Below are 21,627 nucleotides of genomic sequence, written 5' to 3'. Positions count from 1 at the left end.
GCCAGTTTAGGGCGGGAAACGGCCGCGAAAACAGCGTTAAGCGATATTCATCAGGGGGAAACCGGAGCGTCGCTGTCTGTTGGCGAGCCGCACTCGAGCGCGACGCGCGCCAACCGTTCGGCACCCCGAGCAGTCTGCTGCCGGCCCGAGACTCACCCCTCGAGAGCTGCCGGCCCCTCGCGGACCAGCACCGCGAACTGTGCCGCGTCGATGATCCGAACGCCGAGTTGCTCGGCCTTGGTGAGCTTCGATCCGGCGCCGGGCCCCGCTGCCACGAAGTCGGTCTTCTTGCTGACGCTCGACGCGGCCTTGCCGCCGGCCGCGATGATGGCCTCCTGCGCCCCCTCACGTGTGAAGCCCTCGAGACTGCCTGTGGCAACCACGGTCAAGCCGGCGAGGACGCCCGAGGCCGCTGCCTCAGCGGCCGCTTCAGGGCCGAGGTGCCCGGGTGTGCTGAACCGCACCCCCGCCTTCGACCAGCGCTCGATGATCTCGACGTGCCAATCGAGTTCGAACCACTGCCGCACCGATTCGGCGATGATGCCGCCGACCCCCTCGACCCCCGCCAGCTCCTCGGGCGATGCCGCCCGGATCGCGTCGAGGGAGCCGAAGTGGTCGGCGAGCGCGCGTGCTGCGACGGGACCCACGTTCCGGATGTTCAGGCTGACGAGCAGGCGCCACAGCGGCTTGGTCTTCGCCTTCTCGAGTTCGCTGAGCAGCGTTAGCGCAGCGGATGACGGCTGAGGACCGGTGAGCCCGTCGCGCTTCTCAGCGGCCGTGGGGTTGCGCCGGAACGGCGTGCGGCGTTTGGCGCTGCCATCGGCGTCGAGCTTTGGCAGCCCCGTCTCGGCATCGCGCACCACGACCTCGATGGGCAGGAGGTCGTCGACCGTGAGCTCGAAGAGCGCCGCCTCGGTGACGAGCGGCGGAGGCTGGGGAACATCCGGCTGAGTCAGCGCCGCAGCGGACACCTCGCCGAGTGCCTCGATATCGAGCGCCCCGCGGCTGCCGATGTGCTCGACGCGTCCCCGGACCTGTGCCGGGCAGCTCCGGGCGTTCGGACAGCGGAGGTCGATGTCGCCCTCTCGCATCGGACGGAGCGGGGTGCCGCATTCCGGGCACCGCTCGGGCATGACGAAGGCGCGCTCGCTGCCGTCGCGAAGCTCGACCACAGGCCCCAGCACCTCTGGGATCACGTCGCCGGCCTTGCGGAGCACAACGGTGTCGCCGATGAGCACGCCCTTCGACTTCACCACGTCCTGGTTGTGCAGGGTGGCCTGCCGCACGACGCTCCCTGCCACGCGCACCGGCTTCATGACAGCGAATGGTGTGGCACGTCCGGTGCGACCCACGCTCACCACGATGTCGAGCAGCTTGGTGTTGACCTGTTCCGGCGGGTACTTGAAGGCCGTGGCCCACCGTGGCGCGCGGCTGGTCGCACCGAGTTCGTCATGCAGTGCCAGTTCGTCGACCTTGACGACCACGCCGTCGATCTCGTGCTCGACGCTGTCGCGATGCTCGCCGAAGTACTCGATGAACTCGGCAGCGGCCTCGATCGAGGGCACGACCTTGAAGTGGGAGCTCGTGGGAAGTCCCCACGCGGCGAGCAGGTCGTAGACCTGCGACTGCGCCGCGACCGGCGGGTTCGCCCATGCGCCGACCCCGTGCACCAGCATCCGCAACTCCGAGATCCTTGCCCGCATGAGTTCGAGCTGGGCGGGCGACTTGCCTTCGGCCTTCTGCCGGAGACTGCCGGAAGCCGCGTTCCGCGGGTTCGCGAACACGCGCTCGCCGGCTTCCGCCTGGGCGGCGTTGAGCCGGTGGAACGCCTCCACGGGGAAGAACACCTCGCCCCGAACCTCGACGAGCGGGGGGTGCCCTTCGCCGGCGAGTCGCTTCGGGATGCTGTCGATGAACGCGATGTTCTCGGTGACGTCTTCGCCGGTGACCCCGTCGCCGCGCGTCGCCGCAGTCGCGAGGCGACCGTGCTCGTAGCGGAGGTTGATGGCGAGACCGTCGATCTTCAGCTCGCACAACCACTGCACGTCGCGTGCTGCATCGCGCTGCACCCGCGCCGCCCACGCCTCGAACTCGGTGATGCTGAAGACGTTGTCGAGGCTGAGCATGCGTTCGGCGTGCTCCACCGGATCGAACAGGGTCTGAGCGCGGCCTCCGACGGTCTGAGTCGGGCTGTCCTGCCCCTGCAACTCGGGGAAGGCGCGCTCGATCGCCTCGAGACGCCGCATCATCGCGTCGTACTCCTCGTCGGAGACGAGGCTCTCGTTGCGTCCGTAGTAGGCGTCGCGGAGTTCGAGGATGCGAGTCGTGAGCGCGTCGGCCTCCGCGTGCGCGGCGTCGAGCTCGGCGCTGGTGTTGGTCTCTGCCACGATTGCCAGTCTAGGAACGACCGGCGACGCTCGCCCGGCGACCGTCAGGCGCCCTGCCCGAGAGCGATCGGGCGCTCAGTGCACCGGTATCGCGGATCTGGTGCGGTCGATGGTGCACTGACCGAGCACGCGCTCGCCCACATACACGACCGCGGTCTGCCCAGGGGCGACGCCGTTGAGCGGTTCTCTCGGAACGATGCGCATCTCGTAGGAGGCGTCGGTCTCGTTCATCCGCGAAGCGGAGATCGCGGCGGAACCGTCGGCATAGTCGGCGGGGTCGATCGGGCGCACGCTTGCCGTGGCCGGTACAGGCTCGGCGTGAGCGCGGATCTGCACGTGGCATTCGAACTCGGCGCAGCCCCCCTCTGAGGCTTCTGCGATCCCCGACTCGATGGGGCCGAGACCCGCCCAGCTGTACTTGCGTCCCGCGATCAGGGCGACGTCGAGCGCCTCTCTGGGGCCGACGACGACCTCGTTGGTCTTCGGCCTCACTTCGAGAACGAAGCGAGGACGCCCATCGGGTGCGGGGAACCCGATGCTGAGTCCCTTGCGCTGACCCACCGTGTAGGCGTGAGCACCGGGATGGGTGCCGATGCGCGCTCCCTCGCGGTCGAGGATCGCCCCGGGCTCCGCACCCACTCGCTCCTCGAGCCAGCCTCGTGTATCGCCATCCGGAATGAAGCAGATGTCGTGACTGTCCGGCTTGCTCGCGACGCTGAAACCGCGCGCCGCAGCCTCAGCCCGCACCTCGTCCTTCGAGGGAGTGTCGCCGAGCGGGAACATCGCGTGAGCAAGCTGCTGCTCGGTCAGCACGCCGAGCACATACGACTGGTCCTTGGCCCAAGCAGCCGCCCGATGCAGCTCTCGGCGCCCGTCGGCACCCGAGACCACCTTCGCGTAGTGCCCGGTGCACACGGCGTCGAAGCCGAGCGCCAGGGCCTTCTCGAGCAGTGCCGCGAACTTGATCTTCTCGTTGCAGCGCATGCACGGGTTGGGGGTCCGGCCTGCACGGTACTCGTCGATGAAGTCGTCGACGACGTCGAGCTTGAACCGCTCGGAGAAGTCCCACACGTAGTACGGGATGCCGATCAGATTCGCGGCGCGCTGCGCGTCCATCGAGTCCTCGATGGTGCAGCATCCGCGACTGCCCGTGCGCAATGTGCCCGGCATCCGGCTGAGCGCCAAGTGCACCCCGACCACGTCGTGCCCGGCGTCCACGGCGCGCGCAGCCGCTACTGCGGAGTCCACTCCCCCGCTCATTGCCGCCAGTACTCGCACGCGACGATTGTACGAGCCACGACTGAGCACGGAGTGCGAGAGCTGAAGACGAGCCACGTCCGTGGAACGGGTACGCGCACCCAGTGCGCCGCGAATCGGCGAGGGGGCAGATCAGCGCCCGAGCGACGGCGCGCGGTCGGCGAGTCCAGCGGCGCGCGCCTGCTCGACCGCAGCCGGGAGCGCCCGCACGAAGTGAGCGAGCTCGTCCTCCGTCGTCTCCGGCCCGAGCGTGATGCGCAAGGCACCTCGCGCCTCGGATTCCGGAACGCCCATCGCGAGCAGCACGTGGGAAGCCTCCGGTACGCCGGCCTGGCAGGCCGAGCCGGTCGAAACGGAGAAGCCGGCCATGTCGAGGAGGAAGAGCAGGGAGTCGCCCTCGCAGCCGGGGAACGTGAAGTGCGCATTGCCCGGGAGCCGGAGCTCCGGGTGTCCGCGCAGCACGGCATCGGGCACCGCCGCCTGCACGTCGGCGATGAGGCGGTCGCGGAGCGCTCGCATGCGCGCCGGGTCGTAGAGGTCGCAGCGCTCAAGACGCGCGGCAGCGGCTGCGAAGGCGGCCGCGCCGGCGGCATCCTGCGTCCCTGACCGGGCTCGCTGCTGGTTGCCGCCGTGCAAGAGCGCCTCGACCGACGCCGTCCGCGAGAGCAGCAGGGCGCCCACACCGACGGGCCCGCCGATCTTGTGGGCCGAGACGCTGAGCGCGGCGAGGCCGCTCGAGTCGAAGTCGATCGGCACGTAGCCATAGGCGGCCACGGCGTCGCAGTGAACCGGCACGCCGTACTGTGCCGCGAGCGCGACGACCTCATCGATGGGCTGCAGCGTGCCGACCTCGTTGTTGGCCCAGAGCAGCGTCACGAGGGCGATATCGTTCGCGCGCGCTCGCAATGACTCGGCGAGCGCGTCCAGTCTGATCCGCCCGTGCTCGTCGATGGGCACCCACTCGACCTCGGCGCCTTCGACGCGCTCGAGCCACTCGGCGCTGTCGACCGTGGCGTGATGCTCACCGCGCGCCACCAGCACCCGCCGCCGCGGCGAGCGCGCCCAGAAGAGCCCCTTGATCGCCAGGTTGACCGACTCGGTACCGCCGGAGGTGAACACGACCTCGACCGGTTCCGCGCCGAGCGACGAGGCGACCTGCTCGCGCGCCGACTCGAGCGTGTGCTTCGCTCGCTGTCCCTGTCCGTGGATCGAGGCGGGGTTCCCCACGAGACGAAGGGCATCGGCGTACGTCGCGAGCACGTCGTCGGGCATCGGCGACGTGGCAGCGTGGTCGAGATAGACGGTCATGGTGGTGGCGCGCTCGGAGCGCTGACTTAGTCTAGATCGCATGTCTGGGGCCGATCCGCTACGCGCGCTCGGCGTGCGCAGCGGCCCCGACGGCGGCAGCATGCGTGTGTGGAGCGGCAGCGCCTCGGCGGTCGAGTTGCGGCTGTTCGATTCGACCTCGAGCGACGCGGCGTCGAAGGTCATCCCGCTCGAGCGCGACGCCGAGTCGGTCTGGACAGCGGATGCCGAAGAGCTCAAGCCCGGGGCGTTGTACGCGCTCGGTGTGCGCGGCGACGACGGCACCCGAGGTCGCTTCGATGCGACCGCGAACCTGCTCGACCCTTGGGCCCGCGGCATCGTGCGCACTCCAGCCGGGTTCATCGCCCAGGTGCCGGATGAAGCGTTCGATTGGCAGGGGGTGGCGAAGCCCAAGCGGCGCCTGCGGCACACCGTGGTCTACGAGGTGCATGTGAAGGGGTTCTCGCAACTGAACCCTGCGGTGCCGGAGCAGCTGCGCGGCACGTACGCCGGCCTGTCGCATCCGGCGAGCATCGACCACCTGCTGGCCCTCGGCGTCACCGCGGTCGAACTGCTGCCGGTGCATCAGTCGACGACCGAGGCACGCCTGAGGCGCATGGGGTTCAGCAACTACTGGGGCTACAACACCGTGGGGTTCTTCGCGCCGCATGCGGCCTATGCCACCCGCGCGGCGCAGGAGGCCGGAGCCACGGGCGTGGTCGCGGAGTTCAAGGGGATGGTGCGGGAACTCCACCGCGCGGGCATCGAAGTCGTACTCGACGTCGTCTACAACCACACCGCGGAGGAAGGCCCCGAGGGGCCGACGTTCAGTTGGCGGGGCATCGACGATGCGACCTATTACCGGCAGGGCGATGACGGCGAGTACATCGATACGACCGGGTGCGGCAACACTCTCAACACGGCGCATCCGGTTCCGCGGCGCATGGTCCTCGACTCGCTGCGCTATTGGACGGAAGAGATGCAGGTGGACGGGTTCCGCTTCGATCTGGCCGTCGCACTGGCACGGGATGCCGACCACGGGTTCGACCCCCGGCATCCGCTGCTGACCGAGGTGCTCGCCGACCCGGTGCTGGCGCGCTCGAAGCGCATCGTGGAGCCCTGGGACCTCGGCATCGACGGCTGGCAGGTGGGATCGTTCCCGGCCGGCTTCGTCGAGTGGAACGACGGCTTCAGGGATCGGATGCGCACCTTCTGGCTGCGCGACGCTGCGGATGCCGCACGCGGTGGTGCGGCGAATCATGGCATCGGGTCGTTCACCCGCAGGCTTGCCGGTTCGGCGCGTGTGTTCTCGTCTGCGCGCGGACCAGTGGCGAGCGTCAACTTCGTCACAGCCCATGACGGATTCACCCTCGCTGATCTGGTGTCATACGACCGCAAGCACAACCTTGGGAACGGCGAGGCGGGGCGCGACGGAGCCGATGAGAACCGGTCTTGGAACCATGGAGCGGAAGGGCCCACGCACGACCGAAAGGTGCTGGATGCCCGCCGCCGGTCGATGCGGAACCTGCTCGGCTCGCTGCTGCTGAGCGCGGGCGTGCCCATGATCACCGCGGGCGACGAGGTCGGCCGAAGCCAACGCGGGAACAACAACGCGTACTGTCACGACGACGAGACGAGTTGGCTGTCATGGGACTGGGAGCCGTGGCAGCGCGAACTGCTCGAAGTGACGAGGACCTTGCTGCGACTGCGTCGTGACAATGCGGCGGTCCGCCCCGTGCGGTACGGCCGCTTCGGAGAGACGGTCCGCGGCGCCACTCAGATGGATTGGTACAACAAGCAGGGGCTCTCGATGACGTGGGAGGAGTGGGACTCTCCCGCCGAACGAACGGTGCAATACCTCGCTGCGACCGCTCACGAGTCTGAGCGGCTGAACCGGATCCTGCTGGTGGTGCACGGCCTCGATTCGCCCGTCACGGTGACCCTTCCCGAGCATGAGGGAGTTCACTCGTACACCTTGCTGTGGGATTCCGCGCGCGACTCGCTCGACCAGGCGCCCATCGATCACGGCTCCGGTTCAGAACTCGAGGTCGCGGGGATGTCGATGCAACTGCTGCTCGCGCACTGAGCGTTTCCTCGACTGACTCCATGGTGACGGGCGATTCTCGGGCGCCCAGCGAATAGCTCCTGCTGAGCTACCGGCCTTGGAGGACTACCGGCCCACCGGCACCAGAAGGGGCCGCAGGCAGATCACGCCGCGGCCCCCGCATGGTCGTGCACGGCGATCCCGATTCGCTGATGCCCAGGGTGTGGGTAAGCGACATCCTGAGCCGGGTGATCAGTGAATCGGTTTCGGGTTTCACCGTATGCCCTCATCATATGGGTCCACCGCGATGAGGACACGGCGTGTACCCCGATTGACGCACCCCCAGTGCGGGGTACAGGTCCAGGTCCACCGAAATGTGGACAAGCGCGCAGCAGTGGGTCAACTGGAAAAGCCGAGAGACAGGGGCTGGTCACGCATGCCCGCACGCGCAGATCGCCGCCCGCCTTCGGGTAGGCGATGCGGCGATCGTGCAGCGTAGCAGGGGCGCAGGCGGCGGGTTCAGGGACCGCCCGCGCTGGGGTTGTTACCTGAGGCGACGACGCGCATTGGGGGGCCGCCGTGACCTCGCTGACGACAGTAGCGGTCCCCCATTCGGCGGACAAGCGCCGACGCGGATTTCGCTTTCACCCAAAACGAGGCACATTCACTCTTGGGAGCGCGCAGCTACCGTGCGGGAAGCCCTCGCGCTACCTTCGAGGCGTGGCCAGACGCGATGCTCCGACGACCGCCACGAGCGCTGGCGCCGACACCATCGGACGCATCCCGATCAGGTTCGTGCGCCCCGCCCAACCGGAACAGCGATGGCCTCCGAAGGCGTTCTCGGGCGAGGTCGTGCCGTTCAGCGCGACGGTCTTCAAAGAGGGCCACGACGTGCTCGGCGCCGAGGTCGAGCTGACGGATCCCTCCGGAGGCACGGCAGTGCACAGGATGCATGCGCCCGTGGCCGGCACCGACCGCTGGGTCGCGCAGGCGAGGCTGGACGCCGTCGGCGACTGGCGCTTCCGCATCCGGGCCTGGTCCGATCCCTGGCGCACCTGGCTCAGGGCCGCGGACGCGAAGCTCCGCGCCGGACAGGACGTCGAACTCGTGCTCGCGGAAGGCGCCGCGCTGATGCGGCGCGCGGGCCGCGCGACCGTCCTCGACGACGCGGCCTCCGCGATGCTCGACGATGCGCTGACGGCCGCCGAGCGCTGGGGAATCGCGCAGAATCCCGCGGTATCGACGGCAATGGCTTCGAACGCTCCCCGCGAACTGGTCACCGAGTCGAGCGAGCATCTTCTCCGGGTGGAGCGCGCACGGGCGGGCACCGGGGCCTGGTACGAGTTCTTCCCTCGCAGCGAGGGCGCCGTACGCCTCCCGGGCGGCGGCTGGCGAAGCGGCACCTTCGCCACCGCGGCGGGGCGGCTGCCGGCCATCGCCGCCATGGGTTTCGACGTGGTCTACCTGCCGCCCATCCACCCGATCGGCACGACGCATCGCAAAGGACCGAACAACTCGCTGCACGCCAGCCCGCACGACCCCGGCTCCCCATGGGCGATCGGAGCGGCTGAAGGCGGCCACGACGCTATCCACCCCGACCTTGGCACAGTGGGTGATCTCACCGCCTTCCTCGGCACCGCCCAGGAACATGGGCTCGAGGTGGCGCTCGACCTGGCTCTGCAGTGCTCGCCCGACCACCCCTGGGTGAAGGAGCACCCAGAGTGGTTCTCACGGCGAGCTGACGGCTCAATCGCATACGCGGAGAACCCGCCGAAGCAGTATCAGGACATCTATCCGCTCAACTTCGACAACGACCCTGACGGCCTTCGCCGTGAGGTCTTGCGCATCGTGGAGCACTGGGTCTCGCTCGGCGTGCGCATCTTCCGCGTGGACAACCCTCACACCAAACCGCTGGACTTCTGGGAATGGCTGCTGGGGACCATGCGCGAGCGGCACCCCGACGTCGTCTTCCTGGCCGAAGCCTTCACGCGACCCGCGATGCTGCGCTCGTTGGCAGGCGCGGGGTTTCAGCAGTCGTACACGTACTTCACCTGGCGGAACACGAAGCGCGAACTCGAGGACTACCTCAGCGAACTCGCCCATGAGACGGCCGACTACCTGCGGCCGAACCTGTTCGTGAACACGCCCGACATCCTCACTGAGTACCTGCAATCGGGCGGCGAGCCGGCGTATCGGGTGCGGGCCGCGATCGCGGCGACAGGGGCTCCCGTCTGGGGCGTGTACTCGGGGTTCGAGCTCATCGAGAACGTGGCGCGCCCCGGGTCTGAAGAGAACATCGACAACGAGAAGTACGAGTACAAGCCCCGCGACTGGGCGGCAGCGGAGGCTCGGGGAGAGTCGCTCGCGCCGTACTTGACCGCGCTCAACGGCATCCGGCGAGCGCACCCCGCCCTGGGTCAACTGCGCAATCTCACCGTGCAGTGGAGCGACGACGATGCCGTGCTGGTGTACAGCAAGCATCTGGATGCCGAGCACTCCCCCACCGGCGAAGACGACACCATCATCGTGGTCGCCAACCTCGATCCTCACGCGGTGCGGGAGACGACGGTGCACCTCGATGTCACGCGGCTCGGGCTCGCCCTCGACAGCCGCTTCATCGCGCACGATCTGCTGAGCGATGAGCGCTACGACTGGGGAGCGGACAACTACGTGCGGCTGGACCCCCGCCGAAACCCTGTGCACATCCTGCACGTCACCCCTCGGAGCGACGCGAGCGCCACATCTGCTGACGCATCTGCTGACGCATCTGCTGACGCATCTGCTCAGAGCAGGCAGCCGACAGACCTGCCTGAGCCGATCGGCGGCCGCAGTGGCTCCTGAGCGAACCGCTCCCGTCGCACGGGAGGGCGGCGACCGGCTGCTGCTCGGCCCGCTCGACGTGCACCTCTGGTCGGAGGGGCGTCACGAGCGCGCCTGGACAGTCCTGGGCGCGCACCCGCTGCGTCATCGCGGCGTCGACGGCGTGGCGTTCGCGGTGTGGGCTCCGAGCGCCCTCGAAGTACAGGTCGCCGGCGACTTCAACGACTGGGACGGTTCACGCACCCCGCTCCGACGGGTGGACGCGAGCGGTCTCTGGGAGGGGTTCTCCGATACCGCCTGTGCCGGAGCGCGATACAAGTTCCGGCTGCGCACCGCGGACGACCGATGGGTCGACCGCGCCGACCCCATGGCACGGTACGCGGAGACGCCGCCTGCGACGGCATCCATCGTGTTCGCGAGCCGCCACCAATGGCGCGATGCCGACTGGATGGGACGTCGTGCCGCGTCCGACCCGCTCTCCTCCCCCATGAGCGTCTACGAGGTGCACCTCGGCTCGTGGCGGCCGGGGCTCGGCTACCTCGAGCTCGCAGACGAGCTCATCGAGCACGTCACCCGCCTCGGCTTCACGCATGTGGAGTTCCTCCCGGTCATGGAGCATCCGTATGGCGGCTCCTGGGGGTATCAGGTGAGCGGCTACTACGCCCCCACCAGTCGCTTCGGCGACCCCGACGAACTGCGCGAGCTCATCGACCGCCTGCACGGGGCCGGCGTCGGCGTCATCCTCGACTGGGTGCCCGCGCACTTCCCGCGAGACGAGTGGGCGCTCGCACGATTCGACGGCGAACCCCTGTACGAGCATTCCGATCCCCTGCGCGGCGAGCACCCCGACTGGGGAACCCTGATCTTCGACTTCGGACGCCCCGAGGTGCGCGGGTTCCTCGTGGCGAACGCCCTGTACTGGTTCGAGGAGTTCCACGTCGACGGACTGCGGGTGGATGCCGTCGCATCGATGCTCTACCTCGACTACTCGCGGGAGGTCTGGCACCCGAACGTGCACGGCGGGCGCGAGAACCTCGAGGCGATCGCGTTCTTGCAGGAGTTGAACGCCACGGTCTCCCGGCAGCACCCGGGCGTCGTGATGATCGCCGAAGAGTCGACCGCGTTCCCCGGCGTGACGAGACCCACCAGCGAGGGAGGCCTCGGATTCGGGCTCAAGTGGAACATGGGGTGGATGCACGACTCGCTGCACTACATCGAGCGCGATCCGGTGCACCGTGCGCACCACCACCGCGAACTGACGTTCAGCTTCGACTACTCGCACAGCGAGCACTATCTGCTGCCGATCAGTCACGACGAGGTCGTGCACGGCAAGGGCTCGCTTCTGGAGCGGATGCCGGGTGACGAGGCCGCGCGATTCGCGAACTTGCGCGCCTACCTCGCGCTGATGTGGGCGCACCCCGGCAAGCAGTTGCTCTTCATGGGCCAGGAGTTCGCTCAACCAACCGAATGGAGCGAGCAATACGGCCTCGACTGGGATGCATCGGCGGGCCCCCGCAATCGGGGCGTGCAACTCCTGGTGGGCGAACTCAACCGGATCTACCGCTCCCATGCCGCCCTGTGGCGATCAGATGATGATCCGCAGGGAGTTCGGCTGCTCGTCGGCGACGACTCAGCAGGCAATTCGCTCGCCTTCCTCCGATTCGGAACGGGCGGCGCGCCGGTGCTCGCGCTGTTCAACTTCAGCGGGGTGGCGATCGACGGGTACCGGGTCGGCGTGCCCTCCGCGGGCCGGTGGGACGAGCTGCTCAACACGGATGCCGAACCGTTCGGCGGTGAGGGGCGCGGCAATCTCGGCGGAGTCGACGCTCGCGCGAACCACTTGCATGGGCTGCCCGCCTCGCTCGAAGCGTACTTGCCTCCGCTTTCGGCGCTCTACCTTTCGCCAGCCCAGTAGACGTGCCCCTAGTTGACCCGCGCTCTAATAGAGCAGAGCCGTGAGGCGGCGCCGCGCTGCCATGACGCGGGGATCGTCATTGCCCACGATCTCGAAGTACTCCACCATGCGCTCGCGTGCCCGGTTCTTGTCGGGCTGACGAAGCGTCGGGAAGATCTCGAGGATGCGGTCGAAGGCATCGTCCACGTGCCCGCCGCTGATATCGAGGTCGGCGACTTCGAACTGGGCGTGCACGTCGCCGGGGTGCTGCGCCGCAGCGACGCGGATCGCGTTCGGCGACTTGCCATCGAGCCGTTGCAGGAGCGCGACCTGGGCCCGCCCCGCCACCGCGGCCTGGTCACGGGGGTCTTGTGCGATGGCGGTGTCGTACGCGCGCAGCGCCGCCTGGTAGTCGCCGCGCTGGATGGCGTCGAACGCCTCCTGGTGCGCGGGCGAGAGCGGTTCCTCGACCGGCTGCTCGGCGGCATCCGCGTCTGAGGTGGTCAACTGTCCGGTCACACCGTTCTGCGCGGCCAGCTGCAGCACCTGGTCGAACACCTGGCGGACCTGCTCATCTTCCGGGGTGCCGACGAACAGCGGCAGGGGCCGGCCTGCGACGACGGCGGATGCGGCCGGCACCTGGCCGACCTGGAACGCCTGCGCGAGCTGGGGGTTCGCGTTGCCATCGACCGTCGCGAGCGCGAGTCGGCCGCCATAGCTCTCGACGATCGGGCCGAGCGCCGGCTGGAGCCCGGCTCCGTAGAACTCGACGATCACGGGGACCCGGTTCGAGAGTTCGAGCACCCGCCCGAAGTCGCGGTCGTCGCTCTCGAAGACGACGCTGTCAGTCGCCGCGGCCGATCCATCGGCCGGCCTCGCGGCGAGCGATGAGAGATCGACTGCGCCCCTCAGGTTCGGCCCTGTTGTCGCTGGATTACTCAATTGACCTCCGCTGCCCCGATCAGGCCCTGGCTGTAGCCGAGCAATACGATCTGCTCTCCATCATCACCGAGTCCGGGCACATAGAACAACAATTGCATGCCGTAGATCGCGGTGAATCCCTTAGTGCTCTGATCGCGCCCGGAGAGCGCCTTGATCGCGCCGACGGAGTTCACCGCCGCACCAGCAGTACTGGGTTTGACGGTCTCGGTCTCATTGAGATTGACCGCGACGATGGCGCCGAGGTCGTTGGTGGCGAGCACATAGGGATCGCCCGAACCGGCGGCCGAGGTGTACGTGATCGCCGCGTTGGCCTCAGCGAGCGTCGCAGCACGCTCCGCCTTCTTCTCGGCACCGTAGGCGGCGATCACGGGGTCGCCCTCGATCTTGACCATGTCGGCGTATTCGCTCTCAGCGCCCTTCTGCAGGATGTCCGCGTACATCGGCACGACCTGAGCCGGGTCGATCGCAAGCAGTTTGCTGTCGAGCGGCAGTCGAGCGGTGCCGAGCGACGCGGGAGCGAGCTCTGGCAGATCCGAGGTGAGCGTCATCGCGTAGTGCACCTTGTACTGACTCCGCGGGCTCTCCTGCACGAGCATGAGCGCAACCGATGGGGCAGCCGGGGTCTCCTCGCTCGGCTCCGTGGGCTGGGTCTCGCCTGCGTCGGTGCCGTCCCCGGGGGCCTGGGTGGGCTCCGGCTCGGGCGGCGCTTCACGCGTCACAGTGAACACGACGCGGGGCCAGGTATCGGTCTGCTGAGGAAGCAGCAACTGGATCGGATTGTCTGCGATCGCAGGCACCACGGGCGCGATGGCCGAGTCGATCGCGCGGGCGGAGTAGTTGGCCTTGCGAAGTTCGAGCGCGGGCCCTGCGAGGCGCGTCGCCGCGAGATCGGCGTTGAGCTCGGCATCCGCCTGAGTGACCGCCGTGCCGACCTGCGTGATGATGCGATCGGCCTGACGCTCGGTGAGCGCGACAGCGGGCGGGGCCTCTTGCTGCTCCGCGTCGCCGGTTCCAGCGGCATCCTTCGGGCTGGAGGTCTGCAGCGGCACATCGCCCGTGATGAAGTCGGGCAGTTCCGAGGGCGCACACCCGCTGAGCAGAAGTGCGGAGATCACGAGCGGAACACCGGCGACCATGGGCCGGATCGCGCGGCGGCCGCTCTGGCGAAGGGGCGGAACCGCGGCATCGGCCTTCGGCTTGAACCGGCCGATGCGCGGGGGCGTCGGGTCGTCAGGGTCCTTGGGCTGCGAACGGCGAGGACCGCGCGACCTGCGGAGGTGCACGATCGCCCAGAGCAGCAGCAACAGCCCGACGAGCAGCAGTGCCGCACCGCCGATGATGAGCGGGCCCGACCACGGTTTGCTCACGGTCATCGGCCAGACCACGCGCACGTCTGTGGGGGCCGGGTTCGTGCCGTCTGTCGCGACCAGCAACGACACATCGTCGGGCAGGCTCACTGCCAGCGAGATCTCGTTCTCCTGCTTGAACTCAGCCAGCCAGAGGTCGGAGCCGAACGGGTTGGGCACGGCGGCCTCGTCGCCGGCGTGGAACACCGTGCGGAACTCCTGCGCGTCGGCATCCCATTCGATGCTGTTATGGGCGGCATCGCCGATCCAGGCCATGACATCTGAGGTGCGGCCGTATGCGGCGAACAGCGTGCCCTCGCCGCCGACCTTGATCGTCTGACGACCGTCGAAGGTGTTCAGGGCCGCTCCATCGACCAGCAGCAGTGGCGCAGGCTCGGTCACTTCTGCGACGGCCGCGACCGTGTCGGGACCGGCGAAGATGGTGCGCTGGGCGACGCCCACGGCGATCATCAGCGCGGCTACCACGAAGGCGACGATCGCGAACACGAATCGCACTGGCGGGTACTCCTTCCGTGCTGCCCGGCAGCGACGGAACGGATCGATCGTCGTGCACTCGACCGCATTCGGTCGGCAAGGTCTGCACGCGGCAGCGGACAAGACGTTCAAGGGTACCGAACGCGCGGCGGATCAACCAGGGAGCGTCCTGAGAGGCCGATCAGTGTCGCCTGAACGGTCGCTCGTCGGCTCACGAGGCGGCAGCCCGACCGTCGCTGACTACACTCTGAATGTTCGCCAGTTCGAAAAGGGAGCAACCGTTGGCAGCTGACGATACCGGGTTCGCCACAGAGCTTCGCGGCTACAAGAAAGACGAAGTCGATCGCGCCGTGCAGGAGCTTCGCCGCGAGCTCATCAAGGCGAACACCGACAAGGCCGAGCTCAGCAAGGACGTGCACCGTCTGCAGGCGGCGTTGGAAGATCTTCAGTCCGAGCTCGATGAGATCGGAAGCCCCACCTATGCCGGTCTCGGCACGAGACTGGAGAGCACCCTCCGTCTCGCGGAAGAGCAGTCGACGAGGCTGATCAGCCAAGCCGACATCGACGCAGAGAAGCTGCGAGCGCAGTCGCGCGCTGAGAGCCAGAAGATGCTCGCCGATGCCAAGGCCGAGTCGGAGCGGATGCTGCAGGACGCCCGCGAGACGGCAACCCGCGCGCTCGACGCCGCGCGCGCCGAGGCCCACGACGTCATCGCCGACGCCCAGGACACCGCTGAGGCGACCACGCAGGACGCGATCCGGGAGGCCGCCGCGGTGAGGGCAGCCGCCGCTGCAGAGGCGAGCGAGGCCCGGGCCACCGCGAAGCGCGAGGCCGCCGCATTCCGCGCGGATGCCGAGCGCGAGGCTGCCGAGCTGAAGGCACTCGCTGTGAGAGAGGCTGCTGAGGCGAGAGAGGCAGCCGCGGCGCTGGCGCGCGACACGGAGAAGGGCCGCGCTGACCTCGAGAACGAGAGCAGCACGCGCCGCGCAGAGCTCGAGCGCGACCTCGAGCAGCAGCGCAGCGACGTGGAGCGCGAGGTGAACCTCCAGCGCGAACTGCTCGAACGCGAACGCAAGACCGTGACTGAGTCGCTCGCCCAGGAGACAGAGACCACGCGCGCGGCACTCGAGAACGAGGCGCGAACCACCCGGGAAGCGCTGGCTGCCGAGATCGACGGCGCCCGCGCGGCGCTCAACGCGGAGATCGAGCGCGAGACCGCGCGGCTCGCCGAAGAGCGCGAGCGCACCATCGCAGACCTCGAACGCGAGACCACTGAGCGCCGGGCAACGCTCATGGCAGAGGAAGACGCGCTTCGAGAGCGCCTCGACCGCGACCAGCGCTCGATGCGCGAAATGCTCGAAGCCGAGCTCACCGAGGCTCGCACGGCGCTCGCGCTCGAGCGCGAGACCATCGACAACGACCTGCGCCAGCGGGTGGAGCGCACGCAAGCCGATCTCGACGCAGAGGTGCAGCGCCGCAGGGACGCGCTCGAACGCGAGGTCGCCGAGACCCGTGAAGCGCTCGCGAGCGAGACCGCACAGGCGCGCTCGGCTCTGGACGCCGAACTCGCCCGCAAGCGACTCGAACTCGACGAGCACGTCGAGCGGACCACCACCGAACTCGCCGCCGAGGTGGCCAGGACTCGCGCCGAGCTCGCTGCCGATGTCGATCGCACCACCGCAGCGCTCGCCCGAGAGAGCGAGGAGACGCGGGCGCAACTGGCTGCTGAGGTCGAGCAGACTCGGGAGTCGCTGCAGCGCGAGATCGAAGCAGCGCGGGCTCAGCTCGAGGCCGAGATCGCGCAAGCGCGCACGGCGCTCGAGGCGGAGACGCGCAGCATCCGCGCCGAATTGGAGACGCACGACCACGCCACCAGGGCTGCCCTCGCGGCCGAGGTCGAGAAGCAACGCGCCGACCTCGCCCGTGACATCGATGCTCAGCGAGCCGAACTCGCCTCCGAGGTGCAGTCGGTACGTGCACAGCTCGCGCACGAGACGGATGCCGCCCGCTCGGCGCTTGATCAGGAGGTGGAACGCTCCCGTGCCGAACTGCACGAGGAGCTCGCCGCCGAACGCGACGCTGCCGAGCGCGAACTGCTCGAGCGCCACCGCTCGGCGGTGGCCGAGGCGCAGACCCATCTCGACGAGGCGAACGCTCAGCTCGCCGATGTCAGCAACCGTGCCGCAGAGCGCCGCGAGGAGCTCGAGCGACTCGAGGCACAGGCGAAGATCGACGCCACGGCGGTGCGCGAACGCGCGGAGAGCGACGCCAAGCAGCTCATGCAGCAGGCAGAGGCCAAGGCGAAGGCCCTCGTGACCGAGGCCGAAGAGCGCACCTCACAGCTCGTGCAGGAGGCCGATGACCGTCTCGCCGAACTGCGCATCGAACGAGACGCCGTGGCGAGCTACTTCGCGAACCTCCGCGGAGTACTCTCACAGGCAGAGCAGTTGACGGCCGGGCAGTGGGCCCAGCAGTCGTCGGCTGCGAGCGATCAGTCGACGAGCGACGAGTGAGCGGGGGCCGCGCTTGAGGATCCACAATGCGTTCACGCTGGGGCTCTTCGGCGGGCTCGGCGTGCTCGTGGCGATCGCGATCGGCGCGGCGATCAATCAGCTCGCGGTCATCCTCACCTATGTCGGCGCTGCGCTCTTCATCGCGCTGGGGCTCGACCCGGTGGTCAGCTGGCTGGAACGCCGCGACGTGCCGCGATGGCTCGCGATCCTGCTCACACTGGTGGCAGTGATCGGGGCCTTCGCCGGGCTCGTCTTCGCGCTGGTCCCGGTGCTCGTCACGCAGACGTCGAAGCTCATCACGCAGGTGAGCGACTGGGCCAACAGTCTCACCTTCTCCGATTTCATCGCGAATGTGCAGTCGCTCATTCCGAAGGAGATCCTCGATGTCGACGCGACCATCGGCGCCGCCGTCAACGCGCTGCTCGATCCCAAGAACATCGCCGGCATCGGCGGCGGGGTGCTCACTGCGGGCGTGAACATCGCCAGCGGGGCCTTCGGCGGGCTGATCGTGCTGATCCTCACGCTGTACTTCGTCTCGTCGATGCGGCAGCTGAAGCGCGGCATGTACTCGCTCGTGCCCGTTTCAAGACGCGAGCGCTTCATCGAGATCTCCGAGCAGGTGACCGAATCGGTCGGTCGCTACGTTGTCGGTCAGGTGTCGCTGGCGCTCTGCAACGGTGTGCTGAGCTTCGTCTATCTCTCGATCATCGGCGCTGCGTACCCAGTGCTCTTCGCGTTCGTGGCGTTCCTGTTCTCGCTCGTGCCGCTCGTCGGGACGATCTCGGGTTCGGTCGTGATCGTCGTGCTGCAGCTGATGTTCAACCCCGAGTCGATCAGCACCGTCATCGCGGCCGCGATCTGGTACCTCATCTACATGCAGGTCGAGGCCTACGTGCTCAGCCCCAACATCATGAACCGGGCGGTCAAGGTTCCCGGAGTGCTCGTGGTGATCGGGGCGCTCGCCGGCGGCACGCTGCTCGGGATCCTCGGTGCGCTGGTCGCGATTCCGGTGACCGCTTCCATCCTGATCATCGTCAAGCAGGTGTTCATTCCGCGCCAAGAAGCGCACTGAAGCGCACTGAAGCGCACTGAAGCGCTAAGAAGCGCACTCGGCCGTCTAGAAGCCCACTCGACCGAAGGGCACCGGGCCACGCCCTCACCGACTGAGGTCGATGAACGGCATTCCCGCAAGGCCGAGACGGTGCGGGAGTCAGCCTCTGATGCTCCAGCAGTGGCGGTGCCAATGCCGACGGTCGGCGAGATCGTGGGCGTCGCCCATCAACCCATCCGCGCGCCACGCAACAAGGTGCGCGACCCCGGGATCTATCGATCCCCCGCACCCCGGGCACGTGTAGCTCTTCAGAGCGGATGCCGCTCCCACCGGCTGCACATTCCACTCACCGTCGCGCTTGTGCTCGGTCCGCCGCATACCGGCGACGAAATGCTCGAAGCGCAACTGACGTTCGTCATCCGGCGGGTGAGACTGCCGACGGTGCCGCCGAGCACTATTCGAACGCGGCAACGCTGTGGCCGATCAGTACCAGCCGCTCGCCTGAGACTTCGCCCAGGCGCCGCACGGCGTTCCGTAGCGGCCCGAGATGTAGCCGAGGCCCCAGGTGATCTGCGTCGCGGGGTTGGTCGCCCAGTCGGCGCCGGCCGTGGCCATCTTGCTGCCGGGCAGCGACTGCGGGATGCCGTAGGCGCCGCTCGACTTGTTGTGCGCGTAGACGTTCCAGCCGGACTCCTTGTTCCAGAGCGCGACCAGGCAGTCGTACTGGCTCTGGTCCCAGCCGCGGGCCATGACCATGTCGTAGGCGATCGCCTTCGCAGTGCCGGGATCGGGAGTGCCGGCCGCGGGGGCACCGCGGTAGACCGAGGAGACGCCGGCCGACGCCGCCGGCTTCGGCGGTGGCGGCGGAAGCTTCACGACCTTGTAGTCATCCCGTGCGACCGCTTCGACGATCTCGCCGTCGAGCACATGCGTCTGCGCGCGCAACGTCTGGTTCCCAGCCGTCTGCTCCCCACCGTCCGCGGCATACGTCATCGTCGTCGGCATGGCCGACAGCGCGATGAAGCCGAATGCGGCGGTCGATGCGAGCACCGGGACCACGGAGCGGAGCCGGTTGCGGAGGGTCTGGCGACGCCCGCGAGGGGTCTTCCCTGCGATATCTGCGTCCGAGTGCTTACCCACGATCACAGAAGCATAACGGAGAGGTCGCGCGATACGGGCATCCGCACCGCATCGTGGAGAAAACTGCCAGGTCGCATCACCGCATCGACATGGATGAGCCCGCTGGTAGCGGCACCGATGCGTCGTTCTGCATGCACCGGAGCGGTCGCAGGCGGTGGATGAGCGCCGATCAGCGCACCGCGAGCATGGTGCGCACGACCTCGTCGAGCAGAAGGTCGACCTGCCCCTCGTCATACCCTCGCTTCGCCGCGCGGAACACGACGGTGCGCACCTCGGTGACGGTCAGCGGCGTGCCCAGCTGCAGGAAATCAGTGATTCGCTTCGCGAACGCATCGACATCGCCGACCCGATACCCGGTGGTCAGCAGCCCGACCCGACGGAAGCGCTTCCCTGCGGGACGCGAGAGCCTGTCGAGCACTTCCTGCGCCGCGCCGCGCGCCTGCTGGTCCCAAGCGGAGCGGCCCTCGCGCTCGAGCGCTCGCTCCCGCTCGCGCGTGGCGAACGCATCCTCGAGGCGCTCGAGCGCTGCGTCGACCATCGCGGGGTCGTAGCCATCGCGCACCAGGCCGAAGGCCGTGTGTCGGATGCTGTCGGAGGTGACGTCGTGCGTCGCGTCGCCGTCGGCGAGATACGCCTCGCGCGCTGCGGCGAGGAATCGCTCGACCTCGTCGACGTCGTATCCACGCGCGGATCGGCCGGTGCGTGGAAAGGTGCTCACGCTCCCATTGTGCCTTACGAGTTCACGGTGCCGTACGAGTTCACGCCCTCACGCGTGCGGCGCGTCTGCGTCGCCGCCGCGGCTGGTCCGCGCGTCAGGCGAAGATGAGGTAGAAGACCGTGGCGGCGACAGCGGAGGGCAGCACCGAGTCGAGCCGGTCGAGGAACCCTCCATGCCCTGGCAGCCATGAACTGATGTCCTTGATGCCGAGGTCGCGCTTCAGCATGGACTCCGCGAGGTCGCCGAGCGTGCCGGTGGCGGTCAGCACGATGCCGAAGAGCACCCCGACCCACCACGGCTGATCGATCATGAACAGCGCGAGGAGCACGCCGGCGATGATGGCAGCAGCCACGGAGCCGGCGAACCCTTCCCACGTCTTCTTCGGGCTGATGCGCGGAGCCATCGGATGCCGGCCGAAGGTCAGTCCCGTGGCATAGGCGCCCGTGTCGCAACTGACCACCACGATGAGGAAGGCGAGCGTCCACCACTGCCCGTCTGGCTGGGCGGCAAGCAGCACCGCGAAGCTGCCCAGGAACGGCACATACGTGAGCACCATGAGCCCTGCGCCGAGGTCGTGGAGCACGTCGCGGGCCGGTGCGCGCCGGAATCCCCACTCGACGAGCCGCCACACGGTGACGAGCACCATGCCGGCGAGCGCGGCGAGCCACTGCCCCGCGGCGCCGAGGTAGAACGTCGCGGGCACGATGGCGATCGCCGAGATCACGACAGGCGCTCGCGGCACGTCGCGCCCTGAGAAGCGCAGGGCGCTCGCGAGCTCGAAGGCGGTCAGGCACAGCAGCGCCGCCGCGAAGAGCATGAAGAGCTCTTTGAAGACGAGCAGGCTGAACAGCAGCAGCGCGCCCAGCGCCAGGCCTATGAGGATGGCCATGATGAGGTTGCGGCCGGTGCGCTTCTCGATGCGCTCCTCGATGGCCTCGTAGTGCGCGCGGGCCTCGGCGAGATGCGACTCGAGTTCTGCGCGAGCGTCGTTGGCGAGCGCTTCGAGGTCGGTGCGTTTCCGTGCGCGTCTGCGCGTGGGCGGATCCCCGTCAGGGCGCCGCATCAGACCTCGAGCAGTTCCGCTTCCTTGCGCTTCAGCGCCTCGTCGATCGCATCGACGAACGACTTCGTCAGCGTCTCCAGCTCCTTCTCGCCTCGGGCCACCGCGTCGTCGCCCAATTCGTCCTTCAACGCGTCGAGGTCGTCCTTCGCCTTGCGCCGGATGTTCCGGACCGAGACGCGTGCTTCTTCGGCCTTGTTCTTGACGATCTTCACGTATTCCTTGCGACGCTCCTGGGTGAGCTCAGGGAGGATCGCCCGCACGATGGTCCCGTCGTTCCCCACGCTCGCACCGATGTGCTGCGCGTTGGCCACAGCCTTCTCGATCTCTCGCAGCGCCGACTTGTCGAACGGCGTGATGATCAGCATCCGCGCTTCGGGGTTCTGCATGGTCGCAAGCTGACCGAGCGGGGTCGGCGTGCCGTAGTAGTCGACCAGGATCTTCTGGAACAGGGCGGGGTTGGCACGGCCGGTGCGGACATTGGCGAAGTCGTCCTTGGCGACTTCGACGGCCTTGTTCATCTTGTCTTTGGCGTCGGCCAGCACGTCGGCGATCACAGCGGCTCCTTGGCGTTGCGTTGTGGTGTGAGCACCAGCTTAGTGTCGGGCCGCCTCGGCTCCTGGCGCCGAATACGGCCGAGGCGCGCCGCTTCAGC

General features: G+C 68.3%; 13 protein-coding genes and 1 pseudogene. 5 read left to right on the top strand and 9 right to left on the bottom strand.

The window, feature by feature from the left end; translation table 11 throughout:
* Positions 1 to 152 precede the first annotated feature (152 nt).
* The 3 genes from ligA to QF206_RS01975 all read right to left on the bottom strand — a co-directional run bounded on the left by ligA (position 153) and on the right by QF206_RS01975 (position 4,952).
* Positions 153 to 2,390 (bottom strand): NAD-dependent DNA ligase LigA, encoded by a 2,238-nt coding sequence (gene ligA, locus QF206_RS01985; RefSeq protein ID WP_281488105.1) that lies wholly within the window; start codon positions 2,388 to 2,390, stop codon positions 153 to 155.
* Between the two features lie 72 nt (positions 2,391 to 2,462).
* Entirely contained in the window at positions 2,463 to 3,665 is a 1,203-nt protein-coding gene (mnmA, locus tag QF206_RS01980; protein ID WP_281487521.1) for a tRNA 2-thiouridine(34) synthase MnmA, read from the bottom strand.
* 111 nt (positions 3,666 to 3,776) lie between these two features.
* Positions 3,777 to 4,952, bottom strand: coding sequence for a cysteine desulfurase family protein (locus QF206_RS01975; protein ID WP_281488104.1), 1,176 nt, complete (start codon positions 4,950 to 4,952; stop codon positions 3,777 to 3,779).
* A gap of 40 nt (positions 4,953 to 4,992) precedes the next feature.
* On the opposite strand from QF206_RS01975, the gene glgX reads away from it, so the two are divergent.
* The 3 genes and pseudogenes from glgX to glgB form a co-directional block, all read left to right on the top strand.
* Positions 4,993 to 7,035: a glycogen debranching protein GlgX gene (gene glgX / locus QF206_RS01970; RefSeq protein WP_281487520.1), complete on the top strand. Its 2,043-nt coding sequence runs from the start codon at positions 4,993 to 4,995 to the stop codon at positions 7,033 to 7,035.
* Positions 7,036 to 7,713: 678 nt separating this feature from the next.
* The gene (locus QF206_RS01965) at positions 7,714 to 9,834 is read left to right on the top strand and encodes an alpha-1,4-glucan--maltose-1-phosphate maltosyltransferase (RefSeq protein ID WP_422785339.1); all 2,121 of its coding nucleotides are present in this window, start codon (positions 7,714 to 7,716) and stop codon (positions 9,832 to 9,834) included.
* A gap of 43 nt (positions 9,835 to 9,877) precedes the next feature.
* Positions 9,878 to 11,728, top strand: a pseudogene (gene glgB / locus QF206_RS01960) (1,4-alpha-glucan branching protein GlgB); the annotation flags it as partial.
* A 24-nt stretch (positions 11,729 to 11,752) separates the two neighbouring features.
* Here the strand turns inward: glgB and QF206_RS01955 are convergent.
* Positions 11,753 to 12,649, bottom strand: a complete 897-nt coding sequence (locus QF206_RS01955; protein WP_281487519.1) for a co-chaperone YbbN — start codon at positions 12,647 to 12,649, stop codon at positions 11,753 to 11,755.
* Complete coding sequence (locus tag QF206_RS01950; RefSeq protein ID WP_281487518.1) at positions 12,646 to 14,511, bottom strand: DUF8094 domain-containing protein; 1,866 nt, start codon at positions 14,509 to 14,511, stop codon at positions 12,646 to 12,648. The genes QF206_RS01955 and QF206_RS01950 overlap by 4 nt, the downstream gene beginning before the upstream one ends.
* Before the next feature lie 260 nt (positions 14,512 to 14,771).
* Here QF206_RS01950 and QF206_RS01945 point away from each other — a divergent pair, with 260 nt between their 5' ends.
* Both QF206_RS01945 and QF206_RS01940 read left to right on the top strand, forming a co-directional pair.
* Complete coding sequence (locus tag QF206_RS01945; protein WP_281487517.1) at positions 14,772 to 17,003, top strand: hypothetical protein; 2,232 nt, start codon at positions 14,772 to 14,774, stop codon at positions 17,001 to 17,003.
* Positions 17,004 to 17,016: 13 nt separating this feature from the next.
* A complete protein-coding gene (locus tag QF206_RS01940; RefSeq protein WP_281487516.1) occupies positions 17,017 to 18,075 on the top strand; it encodes an AI-2E family transporter in 1,059 nt (352 codons plus the stop codon).
* Between the two features lie 462 nt (positions 18,076 to 18,537).
* Here QF206_RS01940 and QF206_RS01930 read toward each other — a convergent pair whose 3' ends face one another.
* The 4 genes from QF206_RS01930 to frr form a co-directional block, all read right to left on the bottom strand.
* Positions 18,538 to 19,194: an aggregation-promoting factor C-terminal-like domain-containing protein gene (locus QF206_RS01930; protein WP_281487514.1), complete on the bottom strand. Its 657-nt coding sequence runs from the start codon at positions 19,192 to 19,194 to the stop codon at positions 18,538 to 18,540.
* A gap of 169 nt (positions 19,195 to 19,363) precedes the next feature.
* Positions 19,364 to 19,912, bottom strand: coding sequence for a DivIVA domain-containing protein (locus QF206_RS01925; RefSeq protein WP_281487513.1), 549 nt, complete (start codon positions 19,910 to 19,912; stop codon positions 19,364 to 19,366).
* Between the two features lie 94 nt (positions 19,913 to 20,006).
* On the bottom strand, positions 20,007 to 20,975 hold the full coding sequence (locus tag QF206_RS01920; protein ID WP_281487512.1) for a phosphatidate cytidylyltransferase: 969 nt from the start codon (positions 20,973 to 20,975) through the stop codon (positions 20,007 to 20,009).
* A complete protein-coding gene (frr, locus tag QF206_RS01915) occupies positions 20,975 to 21,529 on the bottom strand; it encodes a ribosome recycling factor (RefSeq protein ID WP_281487511.1) in 555 nt (184 codons plus the stop codon). Before frr ends, QF206_RS01920 begins: the two co-directional genes overlap by 1 nt.
* Between the last annotated feature and the right edge of the window lie 98 nt (positions 21,530 to 21,627).

The organism is Ruicaihuangia caeni, assembly GCF_029952955.1.
Lineage (GTDB): Bacteria > Actinomycetota > Actinomycetes > Actinomycetales > Microbacteriaceae > Ruicaihuangia > Ruicaihuangia caeni.
Note: the sequence above shows the minus strand (reverse complement) of the source record. Positions and strands in the feature narration are given on the sequence as shown.